This is a genomic window from Sphingomonas sp. GW822-FHT03G08 (assembly GCF_058801135.1).
Genome location: NZ_JBXAMZ010000002.1, coordinates 716,447 through 741,028, shown reverse-complemented (window position 1 = coordinate 741,028; position 24,582 = coordinate 716,447). Strand labels below are relative to the sequence as shown.

Here is a 24,582-nt window from a genome sequence, read left to right as displayed (position 1 = left end):
CGAAGGACGCCACCGGGCCCGACTGACTGGCCGAAAGCAAAGGGGGCTTAGCGGGTCCGGCCGGTCAGCGAGATGCCGATGACGCGCGGCTCGTTGAGCACGGCGGCCATGTAGTTCTCGATCACGCCCTTGAGGTTCTTCTCGTTCGTGATGTTGCGGGCGAAGGCAGCGATTTCCCAGGTGCCGTTGCCGCCCTGGTAGCCGAGCTTCAGGCCGCCCTCGAAGTTGCCGTCCGAGTAGAACTCGTCGGTCTTGTAGAGGACGTAGTTGGTGTAGCCCTGCAGGTTCCAGTCGGTCGAGATGAAGAACTTGCCGCTGTCGCTCACCGGCACGTCGTAGCGGGCGGTGAGGTTCAGGTTATACTCCGGCGCGTTCGGCAGCGGGTTGCCGTCGATCTGCGCGAAATAGGCGTTGGCGCCGAAGACGGTGCGGGTCACGTACGGATCCTTGACCGTGCAGACCAGCACGCCGTTGAGGGCACAGGCTTGGGCATAGACGCGCTTGTCCTTGATCTCGCTGTGCAGCCAGCTTGCGCCGGCGGTCAGCGTGAAGTTGCGCACCGGGCGCAGCGTCAGGTCGGCCTCGACGCCATAGGCTTCGGCCTTGTCGGCGTTGAACAGCACGCCGTTGCCGTTCGAGTCATTGCCGTTCAGCTGGATGTCGTCGACGGTGTAGTAGAAGCCGGTCAGGTTGAACCGCACCCGGTTGTCGAACAGGCTCGACTTGAAGCCGCCCTCGTACGACACGATCGTCTCCGACTTCGCGGTGGTGAAGTCCGAGTTGAACACCGCCGAGCGACCCTGGATGGTCGGGCCGCGGAAGCCGCGGGCGACACGGGCATAGAGGCTCAGATCGTCGCTGACCTCATAGAGCGCGCTCACGTCCCAGCTGGGCTGGGTGTCCGACATGCGGACGTGGCGGCGACCCGGATAGGTCACGGCGCCGGCCGCGGTGTCGGCGGTCTTGAGCAGGTCGGTGGTCTTGGTGTCCTCGGTCACGCGCACGCCGGCGGTGAGGCGGAACTTCGGGGTCACCTGGTAGCTGGCCTGGCCGAACAGCGCCCAGCTGGTGTTGACGTCGTGCAGGCGCACCCAGTTGTTGGGGTTGCGGGCCGCGGTGTTGAGGAACCAGGCGCGCTGGTAGAACTCGGTGATGTCGCGGCTATCGAAGTACATGCCGCCGATCTGCCACTTGAACGGACCGTCGCCGTTGCTGGCGAGGCGCACTTCCTGGGTCCACTGGTCGAGGTCCGCGAGGCGGCCCATCGACTGGCCATAGCCGTTCGCAACGCCGCCGACCGGGAAGTCCGCCGCCGCGCCACCATCGGTGTCGCCGCGGCTGTAGCCCGACGAGGTCTCATAGGCAGTGATCGAGGTCAGCGTGACGCCGCCCAGATCGAAGCTGTTGTTCCACGACATGCCGTAGGTGTCATAGTCCTGCGGATTGTCCATCGCCTCGTCGAAGCGGACCGTGGTGCGCGAGACGTTGCTGACGTCGTTCGAGCCCTTCTTCAGCGCCTGGCGCAGGAACAGGGTCGAGGTGCCGTTATAGTTGCGCATGTGCGCCGAGAAAAGCGAGGTCCAGTCGGCGGTCGGCTCGACCAGCAGCTGCACGCGCACGTCGCGCTCGTCGAAGCCGCCCATCGCGTTCTTGCGGGGGGTCTTCGTGCCGTCGGCGCTCGGGCCGGCATAGGCATTGTCGACATAGTCGTCGCGGTGCTGGAACAGGCCCGACACGCGGATCGCGACATTGTCGGCCAGCGGGCCGCCGATGCCGGCGTCGAGGCTCACGCTGCCATAGCTGCCATAGCTCGCCGTGCCGCGCGCATCGAAGCGATCGAGCGTCGGGCGGACGGTGTCGAACTTGACGATACCGGCAGTGGTGTTGCGGCCGAACAGCGAACCCTGCGGGCCACGCAGCACTTCGACGTGATCGAGGTCATAGACCGGGTTCGACTTGAGCACGACATGCTCGAGCACCACATCGTCCTGGATGATCGACACGGGCTGCGAGGCGCCCAGGTAGAAGTCGATATTGCCGAGGCCACGGATGTAGAAGCGCGGGAAGATGCGGCCGGTGGTCGTCTCGGCGTAGAAGCTCGGCACCTTGCCCGAGAGCGAGAGCAGCGTGTCGTCGCCGGCGGCGGTGAAGTCACGCGCGTCCTGGCCGCCGATCACCGCGACCGAGACCGGGGTGTTCTGCAGCGTTTCCGGGCGGCGCTCGGCGGTGACGACGATCTCGGTGGTCGCTTCGTCTTCGACGGCGGCGGCGGGAGCCGTGGCGTCCTGCGCCTGGGCGGTGCCGCCAAGGACGAGCGCGCCGAATGCCGCGCCCAGGAAAAGAGCAGACTTGGTGATGCCAGTCTTCATGAGATTGTTCCCTGCTGTGCGTCCAACGCGCAGCAGCGGCCACGTCCCCGATCGGAGTCGTGCCGTCGTCGCGCCGGACATTTCTCGTTATCGAGGGGCTTGCCTGCCCCTTCCGAGGCGGCGGTTAGGATTGGATTGTGTACGAACTGTGACAATCATCTACGATTTTTCGCAACTGCAGCATTCGTGCAACGCAATCGCAGATACGCCGGGAAATCAGCCTGCCTGAACAGCCTCGATCGCGGCGATGGCCTTGGCGTAGCGCTCCTCGTCCTGGCCCGAGACCAGCGCCCAGCGCACCCCGCGCCGCTCCAGCTCGGCCTTGCTCAGCTCGAAGAATTTCCGCCGCAGCTCCTCGGTGCCGAACATGCGGGTGCCGTCGGGGCGCCAGGGCATGTCGATATCGAACAACAGGTAGAAATCGGCGGTGCCCTGCCACTCGTCGAACCAGGGATCCCGCTCGCCGAACAGCATGTCCGCCCACACCGCCGTCATCAGCGGATCGGTGTCGAGGATCAGCGGCGTCATCCCGGCTGCAAGGAGGGTGCGGGTGCCGGCGTCATGCGTCTTGGCGATCTCGAGCAGGTCGCGCATCGTGAACGCGATACCGCGCGCCTCGGCATATTCGCGGCCATATTCGTCCACCACCTCGCCGCCGAGATATTCGGCGATGCGCGGCGCCAGCGTCGACTTGCCGGTGCTCTCGGGCCCGTGGAGACAGATGGTGCGCAGCTTCATTTTCTTGCCCTCAGCCAATCGACCAACCCCCACCCGGACAGAACCAGGAACACGCCATAGAGCCCGGCGGTGAGCCACAGTCCCTTCACGGCGAACAAAGGGACAGCCAGTAAATCTACAAGGATCCAGAGGACCCAGCATTCCCAGTTGCGCCGCGACTGGAGGATCTGCGCGGCGATGCTGAGCACCGCGATGCTGCCGTCCCACCAGGGCCAGGCCGCGTCGGTCAGCCGGTGCATCATGGCGCCCCAGAGCGCGATCACAACGGCCGCGCCGATCGCCCAGCCGCCGCGCGCCGGCCAGCCCAAGGTCTCGACCACGACTTCGCCGCTTTCCCCGCGCGAACGGGCCCAGTTCCGCCAGCCATAGAGATTGACCGCGAAGAAGAAGAGCTGGAGCAGCGCGTCGCTGTAAAGCTTCTCGTGGAAGAAGATCCACGCATAGAGCGCGACCATCGCCAGCGCGAACGGGTAGTTCCAGATGCTGCGCCGGACGACCAGCACGATGTTGATCAGGCCCAGCAGGCTGGCAGTCGCTTCGATCGGGCTCACGGTTACGGCCTAGCAACAAGTTGCGCCCGACGTCGAGAGGCTTGCCCTCCCCCCGCTTGCCGCTACGGTAAGCGCCTAGATCGCGGGAGGAGAGGCCCATGCGTCATGTCGCGGTGATCGGTTCCGGGCCGGCAGGCTATTACACTGCCGAAGCCTGCCAGAAGGTATTTGGCGACCAGGTTCGGGTCGACATCCTCGATCGCATGCCGGTGCCCTTCGGGCTGATCCGCACCGGCGTTGCCCCCGATCACCAGTCGATCAAGGGCGTCTCCCGCCGGTACGAGGCGGTGGCGCTGACCGACAATGTGCGCTTCGTCGGCAATGTCACCATCGGCAAGGACGTGTCGATCGACGAGCTGCGCGAGCTGTACGACGCGGTCGTCCTCGCCACCGGCGCGCCGCACGACCGCAAGCTGGAGATACCGGGAGCGGAGCTGCCGGGCGTGACCGGATCGGCGGCGTTCGTCGGCTGGTATAACGGCCATCCCGACTATGCAGGCCTCAATCCGCCGCTCGACGGGCCAGCCGTGGTGATCGGCAACGGCAATGTCGCGCTCGATGTCGCCCGGGTGCTCGCCAAGGCCGAGGACGAGCTGGAGGCGTCGGACGTCGTCGCCCATGCGCTCGATTCGCTGCACGGCTCCAAGGTGCACAGCATCACCCTGCTCGGCCGCCGCGGGCCGCACCAGATCGCGATGACCCCCAAGGAACTGGGCGAGCTGGGCGAACTGGGCCACGCCACGCCGGTCGTCGACCCGGCCGATTTCCCGCCGGTGGAGGAGGACGGCGCACTCGATCCCGGCCAGCGCAAGTCGGTCGGCCATCTGCGCCGATTCGCGCTGGGCATGCCAGACAAGCCGATTCGCATCGTCTTCGATTTCTTCGCCATGCCGATCGCGATCGAGGGCGACGGCAAGGTCGAGCGGGTGATCGTCGAACGCACCGCGCTGGGCCTGGACGGCAGCGCGCACGGCACGGGCGAGACCTATGCCATCCCCGCCAGCCTGGTGGTGAGCTGCATCGGCTATCGCACCCCGCCGATCGAGGGCGTGCCCTATGACGACAAGTCCGGGCGATTCGCGAATATCGACGGGCGGGTGCTGCCCGGCCTCTATGCGGTGGGCTGGGCGCGGCGCGGCCCGACGGGGACGATCGGCACCAACCGCCCGGACGGCTTCCACATCGCCGAGAAGATCGCCGAGGACATTGGCGAGGGTGCGGGCAAGCCCGGCCGCCCCGGCCTGGATGCCCTGCTGGAGGCGCGCACGGTGGAGCCGGTGACCTTCCGCGACTGGCTGAAGATCGACGCCGCGGAGATCGCCGCGGCCCGCATCGGGGCCCCCCGCGAGAAGTTCGTTTCGGTCGATGCGATGATGGACGCGCGGAAAAGCTGATTCAGTGGCTTGCGTGACTCAAATAGCGTGGTTATAGGCGCCCCCTCGCAGTCGGGGTTCGCCCCGGAGGCGCCGGTCGGGGAATAGCTCAGCCTGGTAGAGCACTGTCTTCGGGAGGCAGGGGCCGGAGGTTCGAATCCTCTTTCCCCGACCATTTTAATTCCCGCTAAATCAGCACTTTAAGCGAAGTGACCACCAGGGGTCACGGAGCGCTTGGGTGCGCCTTCATCTGCTGCTAGGCGCCCGCGCATGCTTTCCTTCCGCGACATCACCATCCGGCTTGGCGGCCGTGCGATCATCGAGAACGCTTCTGCGGCGATCCCGCCCCGTGCCCGCGTCGGTTTCATCGGCCGCAACGGCGCCGGCAAATCGACGCTGATGAAGGCGATCGCCGGGATGATCGAGACCGACAACGGCTCGGTCGATATCCCGCGCCAGGCCCGGTTCGGCTATCTCCGCCAGGACGCGCCGAGCGGCCAGACCAGCGCCTTCGACACCGTGCTCGAAGCCGATGTCGAACGTGCCGCGCTGCTGCTCGAGGCCGAGACGCAGGACGATCCCGACCGGCTGGGGCATATCTACGAACGGCTCGACCAGATCGACGCCTATGAGGCCCCTGCCCGCGCCGGACGGATCCTGAAGGGCCTGGGCTTCGACGACGCGATGCAGGCGCGGCCGATGGACAGCTTCTCGGGCGGCTGGCGGATGCGCGTGGCGCTCGCCTCGCTGCTGTTCCTCAACCCCGACATCCTGCTGCTCGACGAGCCGAGCAACCACCTCGACCTCGAAGCGGTGATGTGGCTCGAGGGCTTCCTGCGCGCCTATCGCGGGACGATCCTGCTGATCAGCCATGAGCGCGACCTGCTCAACAATGTCGCCGACCATATCCTCCACCTCGATCGCGGCCAGACCACGCTCTATGTCGGCGGCTATGACGCGTTCGAGCGGCAGCGGGCCGAGCGGATGGCGCAGCAGGCGGCGGCGCGCGAGAAGCAGGTCGCCGAGCGCGAGAAGCTGCAGGCGTTCGTCGATCGCTGGCGGGCCAAGGCGAGCAAGGCCAAGCAGGCGCAGAGCCGCGTCAAGGCGCTGGAGCGGATGCAGCCGATCGCGGCGGTGGCCGAGGATCCGAGCATGCGCTTCGACTTCCCCAATCCACAGGGCCTGCGCCCGCCGCTGCTGACCCTCGACCATGCCGCGGTCGGCTATGAGGAAGGCAAGCCGATCCTGTCGCGGCTGGGGCTGCGGCTCGATCCCGACGACCGGATCGCGCTGCTCGGCCGCAACGGCAACGGCAAGACCACGCTCGCCCGGATGATCGCCGGCGAGCTGCCGGTGATGGCCGGCGAGATGACCACCGCCACCAAGCTGACGGTCGGCTATTTCACCCAGTACCAGGTCGAGGAGCTCGATCCCGACGCCACGCCGGTGGAGACGATGGGCCGGGTGATGAAGGCCGCGACGCCGGTGCAAGTGCGCAACCAGCTGGGCCGCTTCGGTTTTTCGGGCGACAAGGCGCTGACCAAGGTCGGCAAGCTTTCGGGCGGCGAGCGCGCGCGACTGGCGCTGGCGCTGGTCACCCATAACGCCCCGCACCTGCTGATCCTCGACGAACCGACCAACCACCTGGACGTCGACACCCGCGAGGCGCTGGTCCAGGCGCTCGCCGAGTTCAAGGGCGCCGTGGTGCTGGTCAGCCACGACCGGCACATGCTCGAGCTGGTCGCCGACCGGCTGTTCCTAGTCGATGGCGGCACCGCCCGCGAATATGATGGGACGATCGAGGACTATGCGGCCTTCGTCGTCTCGGGCAAGCCGGTGCCCGGCAGCCCCGGCGCATCGGGCGACAAGAAGGAAGAGCGCCGCGCCGCCGCCCAGGCGCGCGAGTCCTCGACCGGGCTGCGCAAGGCGGTGAGCGACGCCGAGGATGCCATCGCCAAGGCACAGAAATCGCTGGCGGAAATCGACGCGGCACTGGCCGGCAAGCCGCCCAAATGGCTCAAGACGCTGTCGATGGGCGAACTGATGAAGCGGCGCGGCGAGGTCGTGGCGCAGCTGGAAGAGGCCGAGGCGACCTGGCTGCGGGCAACCGAGACGCTGGAATCGGCGAACTAGACGCTTCCAGTCGCCGATGTTGGCGTAAGTTGCGCGCCTCGCGGTGTTGCGCGCGCGGTTTTCGATATGGTTCGCGGTGCGCGGAGGCGGTGCATCTGCATACGCTTCCATGCGCGAATGTTTGCGCGGGTTCCCTGACGGTTCAAAGAGCGGCCCTTGCGGGACGCTGGAACATTAGCGGAACATGCGCGTGTAGGACAGGTAATTCGTCACCCCGGCGAAAGCCGGGGTGACGGATCGTCCCCGTTACTTCTTCGCCACCCATTTGTCGTAGGTCGCCAGGGCCTTGGCCGGGCCGTTATTGTACCAGCTATAGCCGTTGCGGCGCTCGGCGCTGAGTTCGTTCACGTCCGTATGGATCGTACGGTCCCGGTCGCCGAAGATGGGCTTGCCGGTCTGGATGTCATAGTAGCGCGACCAGATCGGGCCGGCGCCGGGCCTGGCGATGAGCTTGCGGCCGTCCGGGCCCTTCTCGAACACGAAGCCGTGAATCGCGTGCGCCTTCAGCCAGTTGACCCCGTCCGCCACCGCCGCGTCGACCGAGGGCGAGCGCCCCGCCTGCTTCATCAGGAAGACCAGGAGGTCGGCGCTCTCATCCGAGGACAGTGCGACTGGTTCGAAGTTCCGGGCGCCCGCCGGCGCCAGGGTGAGCGCGTCATGCTGCTGACCCCACACCGTGCGCTTGCCGTCGATAACCACCTGAGTCTTGAGAATCAGCTGGATCGCCTTGTTGCAGGCAGCTTTGGCTTCCAGAGCGAGCTGGTCCGATACAAAGGCGTAATCGCCCTGGTGGCGCGCCACCTCGGCCAGCACGCCCACCACCGACGAGAGCGCATCGTCGTTGAAAGTGAGCGCATCGTGATATCCGCCCTGGAGCGGATAGACCTGGGGCCAGCCGCCATTGGGAAACTGGGCGTTCAGCAGGTAGCGGATGCCCTTGAGGAAGCTCTCGCGATAGGCATTGCCCTCGGCACCCGGCGCGGCGGCCTGGGCGCGGGCGAGGAAGCGCAGCTCGGTGGTGGTGGCGTTGTTGTCGATCGTGCCGACATAGCTCCAATTCTCGTCCGACATGTCGGACTTCGCATTGGCCGGCAGCTTCTCGATCGGCACATAATGCTCGCCGCGCGCGCGGACCGGGCCGGTGCGATCGACATTCTTGCCCCAGCCGCCGGCAGGCGTCTGGAAGCTGACGATATTGTCGGCGACATGGCGCGCATCGGCACCCGCATACCAGCCGGCCGGCTTGTCGAGCGGCATGCCGCTGCCGCCCGAAGGACCGGTGGGCGGCGAGACGGGCGTGGGCAAGGTGCCGTCGGCGCGCTCGGCCGCGAGCGCGGCCTTGTCGGCCTCCATCAGCCCGACCGACTTGTCGAGATAGACGTTCCAGGCGCGCTGCTGGCCGATCGGCAGCGTCGCGATCCGCGCATGCGTGATCGGCTCAGCCGGCGTCATCTTGCCGATTACTTCGACCGCGGCATATGCCACCGGTGTCATCGCTGCAGCTGCGAACAGAGCGATCTTTGCGATACGAATCATGTCCCCTCCCGATTTTGGTATTGGGCGGAGGATAGCGCGCTGTGGGTTTGGGTAAATCCCCCTCCGTCATCCCGGCGAAAGCCGGGATCTCGTGCGGCTCCTTCCTTGCGCCTTCGCCTGAGATCCCGGCTTTCGCCGGGATGACGCCTGGGTGGTGTCCGGGGACGGAGTCCAACGAAAAACGGGCGAGGGGTTGCCCCCTCGCCCGCCCTTCATGACCCCGAACTGACGCGCCTACTCGTAGCGCAGGGCATGAACCGGATTGGTGCGCGCCACGCGGATGGCGTGGGCACCGATGGTGAGCACCGCGATCGCCAGCGCGAGCAGGCTGGCGCCGATGAACGGCACCGGAGTGAGCGAAATGCGGGCATCGAAGGCGTTGAGGAACTCGCGCATCAGCCACCAAGCCACCGGCCAGGCGATGATGTTGGCGATCACCACCGGGCGGGTGAACTGCCAGACGAGCAGCCGGGCGATGTCGCTGGTGCGCGCGCCCAGCACCTTGCGGATGCCGATCTCCTTGGTCCGCCGCTCCGCCGTGAAGGCAGCCAGACCGAACAGGCCGAGACACCCGATCACCACCGCGAGGATCGCGAACATGCCGAACATCTGCGCCCGGGCATCGAGCTTCTCATAGGCACGGGCGATGATGTCGTCGGCCAGCGTGGCATCGAAGGGCAGATCGGGGGCGTAGCGGCGCCAGACCTGCTCGATGCCCGCGCGGACCGTGCGCGGATCGCCGTGGAAGCGCGCGACCAGCCAGTTCACATTATGCTTGTCGAGCAGGTACATGGTCGGCTCGATCGCGGCACGGACGGTGCGGAAGCGGACATCGGCGACGACACCGATGATGGTGAGGTTCATCATCCCCCCATATTCGTCCTTCACGCCGTAGCGGATCGTCTTGCCGATCGCGTCCTGCGCGGTCTTGAAGCCGAGGCGCTTCACGCCGCTCTCGTTGATGACGATATGCCCGCCGCGCGCGACCAGCGCCCGCTCGGCCGCCGGATCCTCCGGCACCGGGGTGGTCATGTCGTCGGCGGGCCGCTCGTCGAACACCCGGCCCGCAATGGTGCGGATCTGCATGGTGGGGAAGAAGCCGGCATCGACGCCGTAGATGCCCATATCCACGGGATCCTCGCGCCCCGGCACGACCACGCCGGTGGTGGAGGACTGGCCAGTGATGACGCCGATCATCGTGCGGCCACTGGATTCCACGCCGGGGACCTGCGCGATCGCGCGGGTGAGCGCATCGGCCTGGGGCTCGAGGATGCGGGAGCCGACACCGGCGAGCTGGATCAGGCCGGCACGCTTGTATCCCGGATCGAGCGAGCGCGCGTAGACATTCTGGGCATAGATCACCGCGGTGCAGATGATCAGGCCGATTGAGACGGCGAACTGGATCACCACCAGCGCGCTGCGCAGCCGGCCGGAGCCTTCCGCGTCGGACGCCGACTTGTTCGCCTTGAGCACACGGGCCGGCTGGAAGCGGGAGAGATAGAAGGCCGGATAGAGGCCACCCGCCGCGCCGACGAGCAGCACCAGGCCGATCATCGGCAGGATCAGCCCGCCATGACCGAAATAATGCAGCTCGAGATCGGCATCGAGGAAGTTGCCGAACCAGGGCAGCGCGATCTCGACCACCGCCAGCGCGAGCAACATCGCGATCGTGGCGAGCAGCACCGATTCACCGAGGAACTGGGCCATCAGCTGCCGGCGCGTGGCGCCGAGGACCTTGCGCAGCGCCACTTCGCGGGCGCGCTGGCTGGCGCGGGCAGTGGCGAGGTTGGTGAAGTTGATGCAGGCCATGGCAAGGATCAGCAGCGCGATCACCGCGAAGGTGGCGATAGTCTGCACGTCGTTGCCCGGCGCCATCCCGGAACCGGTGGCACGGCCGAGATGCACATCGGGTGCCGCGACCAGGGCAAAGGTGCGCTCGTCACCGGCATTTACCTTCTTGCCGTTGAAGGTCTCGTCCGGGATGTTGCGCTTTTCCCAGGCGTCCATCTGGTTGTTGAGCGTGGCGACATCGGTGCCCGGGCGCAGCTTCACATAGACCCAGCCCGAGGTCCAACCCCAGCTGGTGAGATAGCCATTGTCTTCCGGGAACATGCTGGGGAAGTCGGCACGGGCGAACATCTTGCCGGTCAGGTGCGACTTCTTCGGGACGTCCTTGAACACGCCGGTGATGCGATAATCGTCCTTCCGCCCGGCGGTGAGCAGCGTCACCGTGCGGCCGACGACGTTCTTCGAGCCGAAGATGCGGACCGCTTCCGACTCGCTCATCACCACGGTGCCCGGGCGCGAGAGCGCCTTGCTGTCGCCCTGGGCCATCGGCAGCGCGATCGTGTCGAGGAAGGCACTGTCGACCAGTCGCCCGTCATCGACGACCGTTGCCTGGCCATCCTTGATCAGGGTGAGCGGCGGGCCGCCCATATAGGTGGCGCTCTCGATCTGCGGGAAATCCTTGAGCAGCGCCGCCTTGGTCACATAGGGCGCGCCCTGGTTCTGGAACTTGTCGCCGTTGGTCTTGCTCTCATAATAGACCTGGAGCTGATAGGTGCGCTTCGCATCGGGCAGCCAGTCGTCATAGCTGCGCTCATACTGGACGTAGAGCAGGATCAGCAGGCAGGCGGCCAGGCCGATCGCCAGCCCGAACAGGTTGATGAAGGCATAGGTGCGGTTCTTCGCGAGCGCGCGCAGGCCGACCGTCAGATAATTGCGCCACATGGGCTTTCTCCCCCTTTTCGATCAGGCCGCGCGGCGGCGTTCCTGGAGGACGCGGCCGTCGAGCATCGAGACGATGCGGCCGGCATAATCGGCATGCGCGGGCGAGTGGGTGACCATCACGATCGTCGAGCCCTCGGCATTCAGCGTCTGCAGCATGTGCATCACTTCCTCGCCATGCTGGGTGTCGAGATTGCCGGTCGGCTCGTCCGCCAGGATCAGCTTCGGGCTGGCGACGAGCGCGCGGGCGACGGCGACGCGCTGCTGCTGGCCGCCCGAGAGCTGGCTGGGGCGATGCTTGGCGCGGTGGGCGATGCCGGTACGGTCCATCACCTCGTCCACCCGGCGCTTCCGCTCGGCGGCGGGGACATTGTGATAGAGCAGGGCGAGCTCGACATTGTCGCGGACGCTCAGCTCGTCGACCAGATTGAAGCTCTGGAAGATGAAGCCGATATTCTCCTTGCGGACATCGGCGAGCTTGCTCTCGGAGAGCCCCGCGACTTCCTGGCCGTTGAACAGATAGGATCCCGAGGACGGGCTATCGAGCATGCCGATCATGTTGAGCAGGGTCGACTTGCCGCAGCCCGAGGGGCCCATGATCGCGACGAACTCGCCCTGGGCGATTTCGAGGTCGATCGCGTCGAGCGCCGTCGTCTGCACCGTGTCGGTGCGGTAGACCTTGGAGAGTTCGCGCATCTGCAGCATCGGATTCCCTTTCTGGTTCGTCATTTGGTGAGGTCCAGGCGCGTCTTGTCGGTGAGGCCGGTATAGGGCGAGGTGATCACCCGCTCGCCGGGTTCGAGGCCGTCGAGCACCTCGATGAAATCGCTGTTGCGGCGGCCGAGGCGGACGTTGCGCTTCTCCGCGCTGCCGCCGCCGGGGGCGACCACGAACACCCAGGCACCGCCGGTATCACTGTAGAAGGCCCCGTTGGGGATCAGCAGCGCCGGGGCGGAATCGCCGAGCGTGAGGCGGGCCTGCATCGTCTGGCCGCGCTGGAGCTGGGGCGGCTCGCCATCGGTGAACTGGAGATCGACCTGGAACTGGCCGTTCTGCACCTGGGGATAGATCTTGGTGACCTTCGCGCCGTAGCGCTTGCCGTTCCAGTCGAGCGCCGCCTTCTGGCCGATCTGGACGCGACCGAGATAGAATTCGTCGACGCCGGCGATCAGCTTGTTGCGGCCGGGGCTGTCGATCTGGCCGACGCGCTCGCCGCGGCCGAGCGACTGGCCGACCTGGACCGAGAAGCCCGAGAGCTGGCCGGCGACCGGCGCGCGCAGCTGGAGCGCATCGAGATTGGCGCGGGCGATGGCGAGGCCGGACTGCATCGACTTCGCCGCCTGTTGCTGCTGGGTGAGCTGGCTGCCCTGGAGACGGGCATCGGTGCTCTGGCTGCGCTTGAGGGCCGCCAGGTTGCGCTGGCTCAGTTCGTAATCGGCCTCGGTATCGGCGAACTGCTTGCCCGAGACGAAGCCCTTGTCGGCGAGCGGCTTTTCGCGCTCATATTGGCGGCGGGCCTTCTCATAGGCGGTCTGTGCGGCGAGCACGGCGCGCTCGTTGGAAAGCTGGGTCTGGGCCAGCGACAGCTCCTGGCTGCGCATGTTGTTGATCTGCTGCTCGACTTCGGTCTGGCGGGCGAGCGTGGAGAGCTGGAGCTCGGCGTTCGACAGCAGCGCGATCGGCTGGCCGGCGGCGACGGTGGCGCCGTCCTCGACCAGCATCTTCTCGACCCGGCCGCCCTCGACCGCGTCGATATAGACGGTCAGCAGCGGCGTAACGCGGGCACGCAGCGGCATGAAATCGTCGAAGGTGCCGCGCGTGACATTGGAGATGGTCACGCGGTCCATCGTCACGGTCTGGCTGACGCCCGACGGGGCGAACCACCAGAAGGCAGCAGCGGCCAGCGCGGCGGCGACCACGCCGAGCGCGACCTTGAGGCGCGTGGAGAGCGCGCGCTTCTCGACCACCTGGTCCATCCCGCTGCCCGAGACGGCGCCCGCCTTTTCCTTCTGCATCCGTAGCACTGTCATGCCCCCAATCCTCGCAAGTGCCGTGCCAGCCCCGCTCCCTCGGGCCGAGGATCGGCGGCGGCGTGGCAAGTGTTCGATTTCGGACAGGCGCGTCCGGAATCGAACGCTATCCGTAACGATGTGATGCCGAGCCGAAGCACGGCATGGCCGCCGGCGCCGTCCATGCGGAGATCGATCCCCAGGGGTGCGCGGGGCAGGCACAGGAGGAGGATCGTCACCGCGATCACCGCTCCCTTGCGCATTCCCCCTGCCGACCGCTGCACGATTTTCCTCCGCCGGCGGATGCGCCGTTCATCCCAGTGTCAGCATGTCCCGTGCCAATTGCGCTTTCGGGGGGACCGTGGCTTGGCACGCAATTTGATTGTCCGGTTCCGCACAGTAACTGTACGGGAGTGGGCAGCATGGGCGATCCGGAATTCGATTTCTGCGTCGTGATCGACGACGACGACGATATCCTGATGGCGTCGCGGCTGTTGCTGCGGCGGCTGTTCAAGGATGTCGAGGCGGTGCGCAGCCCCGACGAGGCGCTGCCGCTGGTACAGGCGCGCACGCCCGACGCGGTGCTGCTCGACGCGAACTTCGCGCGCGGCGCTACGGACGCGAGCGAGGGACTGGCCTTTCTCGACAAGCTGCTCGCGGTCGATCCCGAGATGGTGGTGGTGATGATCACCGCGCATGGCGGGGTGCAGGTCGCGGTCTCGGCGATGAAGCGCGGGGCGACCGACTTCGTCTCCAAGCCCTGGTCGAACGAGAAATTGCTGGCGACCGTGCGCACCGCCGCTTCGCTGCGCCGCTCGCGCAAGGCCGTGGGCGGCGGGAGCGCAGCCCCCGCCCCGGCGGCGCAGGCGGGCGCCTCGCCCCTGCTCGGCGGTTCGCCCGCGATGGCGCGGGTGCATTCGCTGATCAGCCGCGCCGCGCCGACCGACGCCAATGTGCTGGTGCTCGGCGAGAACGGCACCGGCAAGGAGCTGGTCGCGCGCGAGCTGCACCGCCAGTCACTACGGGCGAACCAGGTGATGCTCACCGTCGACCTGGGCGCGGTGAGCGAGGAGCTGATCGACAGCGAACTCTTCGGCCATGTGAAGGGCGCCTTCACCGACGCGCGGACCGACCGGGTCGGCCGTATCCAGGCGGCGGACGGGGGCACGCTGTTCCTCGACGAGATCGGCAATCTGCCGCTGCGGCTGCAGCCCAAGCTGCTCACCGTGCTCGAGCAGCGCCAGGTGACACCGGTGGGCGCCAACAAGCCGGTGCCGGTCAATATCCGTGTGATCGCCGCGACCAACCTCCCACCCGAGAAGCTGCGCGACGAGAGCCATTTCCGGCAGGACCTGCTGTTCCGCCTCAACACGGTGGAGATCGACCTTCCGCCGCTGCGCGACCGCCGCGAGGACGTGCCGCAGCTGATCGAGCATTATCTCCAGCACTACGCCAGGCGCTATGGCCGGCCGGTGCCGCAGCTCAGCCCGGCGGCGCGGATGGCGCTGCTCGACCATGACTGGCCGGGCAATGTCCGCGCGCTGCGCCACGCGCTGGAGCGCGCTGTGATCCTGGCGCGCGAAGAGGCGCTGGAGCCCGAGGACTTCGCGCTGGTCCGCGCGATGCCGCGCGTCGTGCCCGCCACCGCGATCACCCCGCCCCGCCCGCCTGGGCCGAGCGACGACCTCAACCTCGAGCGCGTCGAACGCCGGTTGGTCGAGGAGGCGCTGAAGAAGCACGGCTATAATATCTCGCTGGCCGCCAACGAGCTCGGCCTGTCGCGCGCCGCGCTCTATCGCCGGATGGAGAAGCATGGGCTTTGACCGGCGCTTCACCCTGGGCCTGATCGCCTGGATCGCCGCGCTGGCCGCGGCGGTGACGGCGGCCGTGCTGAGCTTCCTCACCCCCGGGCTGGGCGCCGCGCGGATCGTCGCGCTGCTGCTGGTCGCGGGCGCGCTCTGGGGGATGTGGCGGCTGGTGTCGCGCACCAATGTCGCGCTCGCCCGCTTCGTCGAGGCGCTGCGCTTCGACGACACCTCGGCCCGCTTCGGCGGCACCCATGGCGGCGGATTCGAGGCGCTGGGCGCGGCGCTGGACGGGGCGATGGACCGGCTGCGCGAGCGCCAGATGGCGAGCGCGGCGGAGATGCGCTTCCTCGAGGCGCTGGTCGACGACATGCCGGTGGCGCTGCTGACCATCGACGGCGAAGGCCATGTCGACCCGGCCAACAAGGCGGCGCGGCGGCTGTTCCGCGGCGCGCCGGGCACGCGGGCGGAGGATTATGCCGTCTATGGCGCGACCCTAGCAAAGCGGCTGGCGGGCGGCGATGCGGCCGAGGAGATCCTGCTGCTGGCGATCGAGGGGCGGACGCAGCGCGTGCTGGTCCGCTCGGGTACGCTGGAGCGGCTCGGCCGCAGCATCCGCGCGGTGACGGTACAGCCGATCCAGGGGACGCTGGATGCCGTGGAAATGGCGGCGCAGACCGACCTGGTGCGCGTGCTGACGCATGAGATCCTCAACTCGCTGACCCCGGTGACCTCGCTGGCGGCGACGGCGGCGGACCTGCTCGACGATCCCGAACTGGCAGGCAACCCGCGGATCGGCGATGCGCGGGCGGCGGTCTCCACCCTCGCCCGGCGCGCGCATGGGCTGGGGCATTTCATCGAAGCCTATCGCGCGGTGGCGCACACGCCGGAGCTGCAGCGCCAGACCTTCGCCGCCCAGCCCTGGGCCGAGGAACTGGGCCGCATCTTCGCGGCACGCGAGCCCGAGGTGCCGCTGGATATCGAGGTGACTCCAGCGCGGCTGGCGCTGGAGGCCGATCCGGACCTGCTCGCCCAGGTGCTGATCAACCTGCTCCAGAACGCGGCGCAGGCCATGGCCGGCCAGGACCGCCCGCCCCGCCTCGCGCTGCGCCTCTTCGCCGACCGCGAGGCACTGGTGATCGAAGTGGAGGACAATGGCCCCGGCGTACCCGAAGGACTGCGCCAGGACGTGTTCCTGCCCTTCTTCACCACCCGCGCGACCGGGACGGGCGTGGGGCTGAACCTCGCGCGGCAGATCGTGGTGGCGCATGGCGGGAGCATCGATGTGGGCGATGCCGAGGGTGGCGGGGCGGTGTTCCGGATTTTGATTTAGGGGGTGAGGGCCGCTGGGTTAGTGGCTGGCGCCACTGGAGACGTGACACCTGTGGTTAGGCTTTCACTTGATTAGATAGCAAGCCGATTAAGGAGATTTGAAACCATCTGATATTGATAAGCCGAAGCCGCACCGCCATGCTCGCAGACCAGATATTCCTGGGGGCTGAGTTTGATCACGCGCAGTAAAATCGATGTTGACGGCCTGCTTCCCCTGCGCTTCTCGACCCTTCTGGCAGGAGGGGAAATTGTCAGTCAGAAAATTGAGGAAACTGCCTACGCACGCCTTCAGCAGATACGAAGCGCGATATCAGAACAAGACCTGCTCGTTACATTCTACGCGCTTTTCCTTGAGGCGCTCGGGGAATACGAGGCTGACGGGCAACTACTCCCCCTCAATCTTGATGGCCACCCACCACTAGCGTACAATTTGCATACCCTAGACCTGCCACATCGAGCAGCCTTTATATTAATGTACTGCTCAAGCTTCTCATTTGATGAGTCAGCCAAGATCCTGGAGGTCGGCAGACGCGAATTCGACGAACTGGCCAGAACTGCATTCGCCGAAATTTCCGGGATGTTAAATGGCTCGGTCCTGATTCTCGAGGACGAGCCAATTATCGCCATGGATCTTGAGCAAACCGTCAGGGATATCGGCCTTTCCGTTGTCGATGTGGCCGCCACCCAAGCCGCAGCTGTGGCCTCTGCAGTTCGGAATCGGCCGGATCTAATCCTTACGGATATTCAACTCGCAGACGGATTCTCGGGGACAAACGCAGCGATCGAAATCGTGTCCAAGATCGACACGCGGATCGTTTTCATCACGGCTTTCCCGGAGCAACTGCTGATTGGGCACCGACCGGATCCTACCTACCTGATCACCAAGCCCTTCCAGCGAGAAACGGTGCGCCACACCATCATCCAATCGCTCTTAATGACCGAGTTCGCCCCGGAGGAGCCCCATCGACATGCCCAGCAGCGACTCGCTGAAGTGGAGCCTCTCGCGCCTCAGGCTGCCCCTATCGACGCGATTGTTACCGATAACCAGCTGAGGCTCAGAAAGGGTACACTTCCACAGTCTAGAATCGCATCGGACACTCTAGAGTCTCTGCGCGCACATCATCGTGAAGCGATAGAAGCTTTTCTTCGCGAACTTGCAGGCAAGAACAGCGCGCCTTCATTGTGGCGGCGCCTATCAGAACTGGCACGCCTGCTCGCAGAACCGCTCACTGAAGGGAATGCATTGGCGGTTGGCGTATCGGTCGATGGGCTGGTCCGATTGGCGCCTACAATCCGCGAGCAATTGATGGACGTCGATTCTTCCGACCTATTCACATTGCTACAGGATCTTCAAAGCTTATCTGAGCAATTTCCTGTCTATCGGCTATTTCGGGAGGAGGCGCTGAGCGCGAAATCCCTCGGTGAGGCAGATGAGGTGGCTTTGCAGGAAATAGTCGGAACGCTGGTCGCGATGCCAGATGAAATTGTGGAGCCGGCGCTGAAGAACAGTCTGAATAGCCTTTCAGAGGCCGGCACCAATCCCCTTTCTGACGCCGCCAAATTGCGTTCGGTTGCGAACGTGTTGAAGGCGGTGGCACGCGAGGTAAAGCTCTTTGCAAAGGAGGTGGGCTCAGACTCCCGCAAGAGAGCTATTGCGGGTTTAGGCTTTCTTGTAGTGGCACTTCCCACTGGAACTGCGCTCACTCTATTGGGCGCCTCCTACCCGATAGAGTTTGGACTTTTGGCGGGCATCCTCTCCTCCGCAGCTACTGCCATTAGAGCTCAGAAGGACGCAAGCTAGTTCGATCGCGGAATGCCGCGTGCCAATAATTCGGGCTCAATAGTAACTAATCCAGCGCAATCACCGCCCCACCACAAACCCCGGCGCATCCGGCGGCACGCTAGCCCCCCGCCATCTCTCCACCACCCCGACCGCGATCTTGCCGTCCTGGCGCAGCACGCGCTGGATCAGCACCGCCGCCTGCTGGTTGGTGGTGCCGATCGTCGCGCGGGTGCGGACCCAGAAGGTGTTCGAGCGGAATCCGGTGCCCCAGGGGAGCGAGAGGTTGAGGTCGCCCAGGTCCTTGAGGGTGAGCTTGCCGTTGCGGGCGCGGATCTCGGCGAGGCGCTGGGCGGCGAGCGGGTCGCGGAACAGGACCTGCAGCATCTCGGGACTGGCGGCGTTGAGATTGATCGCGGTAGTGCCGGGCAGCGCCGTCACCAGTTGCTCGAGCCGGGCGGTCGCCTGGGGCTCGAGCCCGGCCATGCGCAGCGGGCGGATATCGGTGACGGGCCCGTAGAGGCGGACATAGGTGACCGCCTTGACCACATCCTCCGCCGACAGGCCGACATCCTTGGCGATCGTCTGGAACAGCACGATCGCGCCGGCATCGCCACCGCGCAGCATGTTAAGGTTGAAGCGCCCCTCGGCATCGGCGATCGCGAGATCGAAGGTGCCGCCCTCGATCGGGGCGGCGCTTTCGGAGAGTTTCGCCCAGGGCTCGGTCTGGTTGTCCTCATTGGGCGCGGCGACCATGTCGCGGCGGAGGGCGACCACGGCGGAGAGTTCGCCGCCGCGGACAACGGCCAGGGCACGGGCCGCCTCGCGGGTCCGCAGGGCGCGATCGAGCGCGATTTCTTCGCGATTGATTAGCAATAGCACAAGTCCGGACGCGATCGCGACGAACATCAGCACGTTGACGAGGATCATCCCCGCTTCGTCTTCGCGGCGTCTCATGGCTTGGGATACTCCGCCTGATCGGGCAGCGTGACGACGCGGCGCAGCGCGCCCGGCGTGCCGCCCGGGCCGGTCGCCTGGAGGGCGATCTCGATCGCGCGGGGCCATTTGTCCTTGTCTTCCTCGCGCATCGGCCAGCGCGGGCTCCAGGCGGTGCCGTCGAAGAAGCGCCAGCGGACATTGGCGACGCCGCCGACCACGGTCTGCACCATCGCGCCCGAGCCGCGGACGAGATTGCCGTTGGCGACCGAATATTGGAGCGGCACCGCCGGCCCGCCGAAGCCGGGCGCGGCGCGGGTGAAGCTGAGCTTCTCGCCCCCGCCCTCGACGCGGCCGACCGAAATCTGGTCGATATCGCTCGACACGACGAACATCGCGCGCTGGAGGTCGGCGAGGCGATCGAGGCGCTTCTCGGTGCGCCCCTGGACCTTGATGATGCCGTCGACCAGCGCGAGGCCGGCGACGGCGATCAGCGCGAACAGGCCGAGCGAGATCATCAGCTCGATCAGGGTGAAGCCGGTTTCGCCCTCCCCTTCGTCGTCCCCGCGCAGGCGGGGATCCAGAGTCACGGGCGACGCCCTGCTTGACCCTGGCCCCCGGCTTTCGCCGGGGTGCTGGAGGAGGATGGTGCTGGCCACGACAATCCTAGGAACCCGAGCTCGACGCCACCGGGGTGTAGCCGGTCGGGCCGGCGACGACGATCGCGAAGTCGCGGGCGACCGAGCCATCGGTGCGGAAGCGTACCGGGCCGGTAACGCCGTGGAAGCCCTTGGCGTCCATCAGCCCCTCGATGCCGAGGCGATTGTCGGCGCGCAGCGTGTTGGCGATGCCGGCGGCGTCATAGGCGAGTGCGGCGATCGTGCCGGGATCGCCGCCGTTGCGGGCCTGGAAGGCGCTGGCGAAGGTGCCGAAGGCGTTGGGATCGGGGCTGGCGAGCCAGGCGCCCTCGAGCGCGGCGAGCGCGGCCGGGCGGTTGTCGAGCCCCTGGAAGGTGCCGAGCAGCTGGATGCCGGTATCCTTGAGCGCGCGGGCGGCGGCGAGGACGGTCTCGCCCGAGCCGGGAAGCAGCACCGCGTCGGGCGCTTCGCCCGGACTGGGCAGCGGCTGGCCGGGCTTCACCTGAAGCACGGTGACGGTGATGCCGAGCTCGCCTTCGGCCTTGCCGGCAGCGAGCGCAGCGGCAGCGCTCCAGGGCGAGCCGTCATCGATCATCGTGACGGTCTTGATGCCGCGTGTGCGGGCATAGCGCAGGATCGCGGTGGTCACCTGCCCGGCGGTGATCCCGAAGATCCAGGTGCCGGGCGCGCGGAGCACGGAGTCGTTGCTGAACGCGATCACGGGGATGCGGCCGGCGATCGCGCTGGAGACGGCGGGGACTTCCTCCGCGCTGAGCGGGCCGAGGATCAGCGCGGGCTTGAGCTTGATCGCCTTGGCGGCCGCGGCAGCGGCACCGGCCGCGGTGCCGCCGGTGTCGAAGCTCTGCACATAGGCATTGTTTTCCGCGAGCAACGCCGCCTGCCGCATGCTAAGGCCCAGCCGCGCTCGCGGCCCCGTGAGCGGCAGCAGCAGGGCGATGGGGCGCTTGTCCTTCTTGTCCGCTGCGAAGACGACAGAGGGAAGCACGACCGATGCCGCTGACGCGACCAGTCCTGATTGCAGCGACTTCAGCAGGGACCGTCGATCCATTGCCGACTCTGGGAGGGGAAAGCGGGTCACGCCGGTCTATTATCCTCTTCGCCCTGATCGGCATAGGGGCGTATCTGCTCGCTTTGCTCGTGACGATGCCGGCGAGCGTGATCTTCCGGAACGCGCCGTGGCGTACCGGCGTGGCGGGCACGGTGTGGAACGGCGAAGTGGGTGTCGCGGGCGGCGCGACCTTCGCCTGGCACATGGCGCCGCTGCGCTCGCTGACCAGCCTGGCCTTTGCCGCCGACTGGAAGGCGACGGGGCCGGACACCGACCTAGGCGGGCAGATGCTCCAGCACCTCGGCGGACGGACGGTGCTCGACCATGTCAGCGGATCGGCAGATGCCAGCCTGTTCAAGGCGCTGCAGCCCAACCTGCCCTTCACCTGCAACCTGACGATGCAGGTGGAGATGCAGCGGATCGCGAGCGGTGGCGGGGCGCGGATGGCGGATGGCAAGATCACCACCGATCCGGGCAGCTGCCGGGCGAAGAATGGCGGCGGACCGGTGGCGGTCCCTGCCCTGCTGATCACCGCCGAGCATGTCGGCGACCGCACGACGATCCGCGTCGCACCCTCGGCCCAGCGGATGAAGACGCTGATGACCGCGGTGCTCAGCGAGAGCGGCGCGCTGGAGATCTCGATGACTGCGGACGGTGCGGCGGTGCTGCCGTTCGTCGGGCTGCCTGCCGGGGTTACGGTGCAGGGGCAGATGTGACTTCACTGTTCCCCGGCTTTCGCCGGGGAACAGCTGAGCAACTGGCTTAGAGCCCAACCAGGTTGTTGAGGTTGATGATCGGCAACAGGATCGCCAGCACCATCATCAGCACCAGCCCGCCCATCACCAGCAGCACCAGCGGCTCGACCAGCGCGACCAGGGTGGAGACGAGCGCATCCAGTTCCCGCTGAAGCTCGTCCGAGGCGCGGCCGAGCGCGGGGGCGAGCTTGCCCGAGCTTTCGCCCGAGGCGACGATCGCGACGAGCATCGAGGGGAAGACCCCCGCCTCGCTCATCGCGGCGCGCAGGCTGATGCCTTCCCGCACCCGGGTAGCGACGCCGATCGCCTTTTCGCGGACCCAGCGATTGGGCGTGACCGCGGCGGCGGCATGGAGCGCATCGACCAGCGGCACCGCACTGCCGACCAGCGTGGCGAGGCTGCCGGCGAAGCGGGCGGCGCTGAGCTGGCGGCTGAACCGGCGGAACGGGCGCTTCTCCGAAAAGAAGCGATCGATGCGCAGGCGGTTGGCGGGGACGCGTGCCCAGCGGCCGAAGACCAGCCCCGCCACGGCGATGCCGAGCAGCAGGTAGAGCCCGAAATTCTGCAGGAACCAGCTCACTGCGATCAGCAGGCGCGTGAGAAAGGGCAGGTCGGCGCCGCGCGAGACGAACACCTTCACGATGTCCGGCACGATGTAGACGAGCAGCAGCGCCATCATGCCGATCGACACCAAAGCCAACAGCGCTGGGTACATCAGGGCGAGCTGGAGCTTCTGGCCGTTCGCCTGGCGGTTCTCGACGAACTCGGCGAGGTGGTTGAGCACGTCGGGCAGCTTGCCCGAGGCCTCGCCCGCCGCGACCGAGGCGCGGTAGAATTCGGGGAAGGCCTTGGGATGCTGGGCCAGCGCGGCGGCGAAGCTGCGGCCGTCGAGGATCGCGGCGCGGACGTCGAGCAGGAGCGAACTGGTCGCGGCCTGTTCGGACTGGGTGGCGACGAGGCGCAGGGATTCCTCGATCGCGATGTCAGAGCCAACCAAAGTCGCGATCTGGCGGGTGACGGTAGCCAGCGCCTTGGACGACAGACCGGCACGGCGGAAACGGGGAAGCTCGATGCTGCCGAGGCTGGCGCCCTTCTCCGCTGCGACCTCGACCGAGAGCGGTAGCAGCGACTGCTCGCGAAGCATTGCGCGTGCGGCGGAGGGACTGGAGGCTTCGATGATGCCCTTCCGGGCGGCGCCGGTCTTGTCAGCCGCGCGATAGGCGTAGGCGGGCACTAGCGATGCCTCGAATTACGCTGTTCCCCGGCGCAAGCCGGGACGCAGAGCCAAGCAGCGTGTCGCGTGCAACCCTGGGCCCCGGCTTGCGCCGGGGAACAGATATTTGCGGGGACCGTGGTCACCCTTCGTCCCTCACCACCCGGGCGACTTCCTCGACGGTGGTCACGCCGGCCTTCACCTTGGCGATGCCGTCGTCGAGCAGGCTGGGGTTCTCCTTGCGGGCATGGGCTTCGAGCTCGGCTTCGGAGGCGCCGTCGTGGATGAGCTTCTGGAACTTCTCGTCCACGGCGACGACTTCGTAGAGGCCGGCGCGGCCGCGATAGCCCTCGTCATGACACTCAGCGCAGCCGACCGCGCGCCAGACCTTCTTGCCGGGCTTGAGTGCGCCGCCGAGCAGGAGCGAATCCGCTTCGGTCGCTTCGTCGAGCCGAGCGCAGCTCTGGCAGAGCTTGCGGACGAGGCGCTGGGCGCAGAGGCCGACAACCATCGGGGCAAGCAGATAGCGCTCGACGCCCATGTCGATCAGGCGGGTGACCGAGCCGACCGCGCTGTTGGTGTGGAGCGTCGAGAGCACGAAATGGCCGGTCATCGACGAGCGGACGGCGACCTGGGCGGTCTCCTGATCGCGGATCTCGCCGACCATGATGACGTCGGGATCCTGGCGCAGGATCGCGCGCAATCCCCGCGCGAAGGTCATGTCGGTGCGCGGATTGACCTGGGTCTGGCCGATGCCGGCCAGCTCATATTCAATCGGATCCTCGACCGTCATGATGTTGCGCTTGCGGTCGTTGAGCTTGTTGAGCGCTGCGTAGAGCGTGGTCGTCTTGCCCGAGCCGGTGGGGCCGGTGACGAGCAGCATGCCGTGCGGGCGCTCGAGCAGGCGGGTAAAGACACCCCGGTCGCGCTCGCTCATGCCGAGCACTTCCATGTCGAGGCGCAGCGAGCCCTTTTCGAGCAGACGCATCACCACGCGCTCGCCATGCTGGGTCGGGATGGTCGAGACGCGGGCGTCCACGTCATGGCCGCCGATGCGCAGCGTCACGCGACCGTCCTGCGGGATTCGGCGCTCGGCGATGTCGAGCTTGGCCATCACCTTGATGCGGCTGACCAGCAGCGGCGCGAGCGCGCGCGGCGGCTCGATCATGTCGCGCAGCACGCCATCGATGCGGAAGCGGACGACGAGGCGCTTTTCCTGCGTCTCGATATGCACGTCCGAGGCGCCTTCGCGCACGGCCTCGAGCAGCAGCGCATTGATCAGGCGGATGACGGGGGCGTCGTCGCGAGTGTCGAGCAGGTCGTCGACGGAGGCAGCACTGTCGGCGAGTGCGGCAAGGTCCATGTCGCCCAGATCGATATCGGCGGCGGCACCGGCACCCGAATAGGCGGCGCTGAGCGCGGCGTCGAACGCCTCGTCGGGCAAGGTGACGAAGCGCGCGGCGGGCGCGAGGCGCTGGACCTCGAGCAGGCCGTCGAGCGCGGCACTTGCCTTGTGGGCGCATTCCAGCCCGGCATCGGTGACGCGCAGGAGCACGCCGTTGCGGCGCGCAAAGCTGTAGGGCAGCGAGGCGGGAGCGTCGTCGGTCAGGATCAGCAT

The 24,582-nt window shown here is 66.9% G+C and carries 18 protein-coding genes and 1 tRNA gene; 7 read left to right on the top strand and 12 right to left on the bottom strand.

Features of this window, described 5'->3' with window-relative positions:
• Positions 1 to 47: 47 nt before the first annotated feature.
• The 3 genes from AC1RJ5_RS20770 to pnuC all read right to left on the bottom strand — a co-directional run bounded on the left by AC1RJ5_RS20770 (position 48) and on the right by pnuC (position 3,658).
• Positions 48 to 2,369: a TonB-dependent receptor gene (locus AC1RJ5_RS20770; protein ID WP_342249805.1), complete on the bottom strand. Its 2,322-nt coding sequence runs from the start codon at positions 2,367 to 2,369 to the stop codon at positions 48 to 50.
• A gap of 216 nt (positions 2,370 to 2,585) precedes the next feature.
• Complete coding sequence (locus AC1RJ5_RS20765; protein WP_269576074.1) at positions 2,586 to 3,107, bottom strand: ATP-binding protein; 522 nt, start codon at positions 3,105 to 3,107, stop codon at positions 2,586 to 2,588.
• Positions 3,104 to 3,658: a nicotinamide riboside transporter PnuC gene (gene pnuC / locus AC1RJ5_RS20760; protein ID WP_269576075.1), complete on the bottom strand. Its 555-nt coding sequence runs from the start codon at positions 3,656 to 3,658 to the stop codon at positions 3,104 to 3,106. The genes AC1RJ5_RS20765 and pnuC overlap by 4 nt, the downstream gene beginning before the upstream one ends.
• 98 nt (positions 3,659 to 3,756) lie before the next feature.
• On the opposite strand from pnuC, the gene AC1RJ5_RS20755 reads away from it, so the two are divergent.
• The 3 genes from AC1RJ5_RS20755 (at position 3,757) to AC1RJ5_RS20745 (ending at position 7,164) form a co-directional block, all read left to right on the top strand.
• On the top strand, positions 3,757 to 5,052 hold the full coding sequence (locus AC1RJ5_RS20755) for an FAD-dependent oxidoreductase (RefSeq protein ID WP_269576076.1): 1,296 nt from the start codon (positions 3,757 to 3,759) through the stop codon (positions 5,050 to 5,052).
• A gap of 77 nt (positions 5,053 to 5,129) precedes the next feature.
• Positions 5,130 to 5,206, top strand: a tRNA-Pro gene (locus AC1RJ5_RS20750).
• Between the two features lie 95 nt (positions 5,207 to 5,301).
• Positions 5,302 to 7,164 (top strand): ABC-F family ATP-binding cassette domain-containing protein, encoded by a 1,863-nt coding sequence (locus tag AC1RJ5_RS20745; RefSeq protein WP_493115448.1) that lies wholly within the window; start codon positions 5,302 to 5,304, stop codon positions 7,162 to 7,164.
• Positions 7,165 to 7,410: 246 nt separating this feature from the next.
• Here the strand turns inward: AC1RJ5_RS20745 and pelA are convergent, their stop codons facing one another.
• The 4 genes from pelA to AC1RJ5_RS20725 all read right to left on the bottom strand — a co-directional run bounded on the left by pelA (position 7,411) and on the right by AC1RJ5_RS20725 (position 13,457).
• Complete coding sequence (pelA, locus tag AC1RJ5_RS20740) at positions 7,411 to 8,700, bottom strand: pectate lyase (RefSeq protein WP_493115446.1); 1,290 nt, start codon at positions 8,698 to 8,700, stop codon at positions 7,411 to 7,413.
• A gap of 234 nt (positions 8,701 to 8,934) precedes the next feature.
• Positions 8,935 to 11,430: an FtsX-like permease family protein gene (locus tag AC1RJ5_RS20735; RefSeq protein WP_269576079.1), complete on the bottom strand. Its 2,496-nt coding sequence runs from the start codon at positions 11,428 to 11,430 to the stop codon at positions 8,935 to 8,937.
• A 21-nt stretch (positions 11,431 to 11,451) separates the two neighbouring features.
• The gene (locus AC1RJ5_RS20730) at positions 11,452 to 12,132 is read right to left on the bottom strand and encodes an ABC transporter ATP-binding protein (RefSeq protein ID WP_269576080.1); all 681 of its coding nucleotides are present in this window, start codon (positions 12,130 to 12,132) and stop codon (positions 11,452 to 11,454) included.
• Between the two features lie 20 nt (positions 12,133 to 12,152).
• Positions 12,153 to 13,457 carry an efflux RND transporter periplasmic adaptor subunit gene (locus tag AC1RJ5_RS20725; RefSeq protein WP_342249809.1) on the bottom strand — a complete coding sequence of 435 codons (1,305 nt, stop codon included), beginning with the start codon at positions 13,455 to 13,457 and terminating at the stop codon, positions 12,153 to 12,155.
• A gap of 401 nt (positions 13,458 to 13,858) precedes the next feature.
• On the opposite strand from AC1RJ5_RS20725, the gene AC1RJ5_RS20720 reads away from it, so the two are divergent.
• The 3 genes from AC1RJ5_RS20720 (at position 13,859) to AC1RJ5_RS20710 (ending at position 18,374) form a co-directional block, all read left to right on the top strand.
• Positions 13,859 to 15,259 carry a sigma-54-dependent transcriptional regulator gene (locus tag AC1RJ5_RS20720; protein WP_269576082.1) on the top strand — a complete coding sequence of 467 codons (1,401 nt, stop codon included), beginning with the start codon at positions 13,859 to 13,861 and terminating at the stop codon, positions 15,257 to 15,259.
• Positions 15,249 to 16,574, top strand: a complete 1,326-nt coding sequence (locus tag AC1RJ5_RS20715; protein ID WP_493115442.1) for a sensor histidine kinase — start codon at positions 15,249 to 15,251, stop codon at positions 16,572 to 16,574. Before AC1RJ5_RS20720 ends, AC1RJ5_RS20715 begins: the two co-directional genes overlap by 11 nt.
• 171 nt (positions 16,575 to 16,745) lie before the next feature.
• A complete protein-coding gene (locus tag AC1RJ5_RS20710) occupies positions 16,746 to 18,374 on the top strand; it encodes a response regulator (protein ID WP_493115440.1) in 1,629 nt (542 codons plus the stop codon).
• A gap of 60 nt (positions 18,375 to 18,434) precedes the next feature.
• On the opposite strand, the gene AC1RJ5_RS20705 is transcribed toward AC1RJ5_RS20710, so the two are convergent.
• The 3 genes from AC1RJ5_RS20705 to AC1RJ5_RS20695 form a co-directional block, all read right to left on the bottom strand.
• The gene (locus AC1RJ5_RS20705; RefSeq protein WP_493115438.1) at positions 18,435 to 19,310 is read right to left on the bottom strand and encodes a type II secretion system minor pseudopilin; all 876 of its coding nucleotides are present in this window, start codon (positions 19,308 to 19,310) and stop codon (positions 18,435 to 18,437) included.
• Positions 19,307 to 19,879, bottom strand: coding sequence for a PulJ/GspJ family protein (locus AC1RJ5_RS20700; protein WP_493115436.1), 573 nt, complete (start codon positions 19,877 to 19,879; stop codon positions 19,307 to 19,309). Before AC1RJ5_RS20700 ends, AC1RJ5_RS20705 begins: the two co-directional genes overlap by 4 nt.
• A 76-nt stretch (positions 19,880 to 19,955) precedes the next feature.
• Positions 19,956 to 20,996 carry a penicillin-binding protein activator gene (locus AC1RJ5_RS20695; protein ID WP_342249815.1) on the bottom strand — a complete coding sequence of 347 codons (1,041 nt, stop codon included), beginning with the start codon at positions 20,994 to 20,996 and terminating at the stop codon, positions 19,956 to 19,958.
• An 89-nt stretch (positions 20,997 to 21,085) separates the two neighbouring features.
• Here AC1RJ5_RS20695 and gspN point away from each other — a divergent pair, with 89 nt between their 5' ends.
• Complete coding sequence (gene gspN / locus AC1RJ5_RS20690; RefSeq protein WP_493115828.1) at positions 21,086 to 21,712, top strand: type II secretion system protein N; 627 nt, start codon at positions 21,086 to 21,088, stop codon at positions 21,710 to 21,712.
• Positions 21,713 to 21,758: 46 nt separating this feature from the next.
• Here gspN and AC1RJ5_RS20685 read toward each other — a convergent pair whose 3' ends face one another.
• Positions 21,759 to 22,985, bottom strand: coding sequence for a type II secretion system F family protein (locus AC1RJ5_RS20685; RefSeq protein WP_493115434.1), 1,227 nt, complete (start codon positions 22,983 to 22,985; stop codon positions 21,759 to 21,761).
• Positions 22,986 to 23,106: 121 nt separating this feature from the next.
• A complete protein-coding gene (gspE, locus tag AC1RJ5_RS20680; protein WP_493115826.1) occupies positions 23,107 to 24,582 on the bottom strand; it encodes a type II secretion system ATPase GspE in 1,476 nt (491 codons plus the stop codon).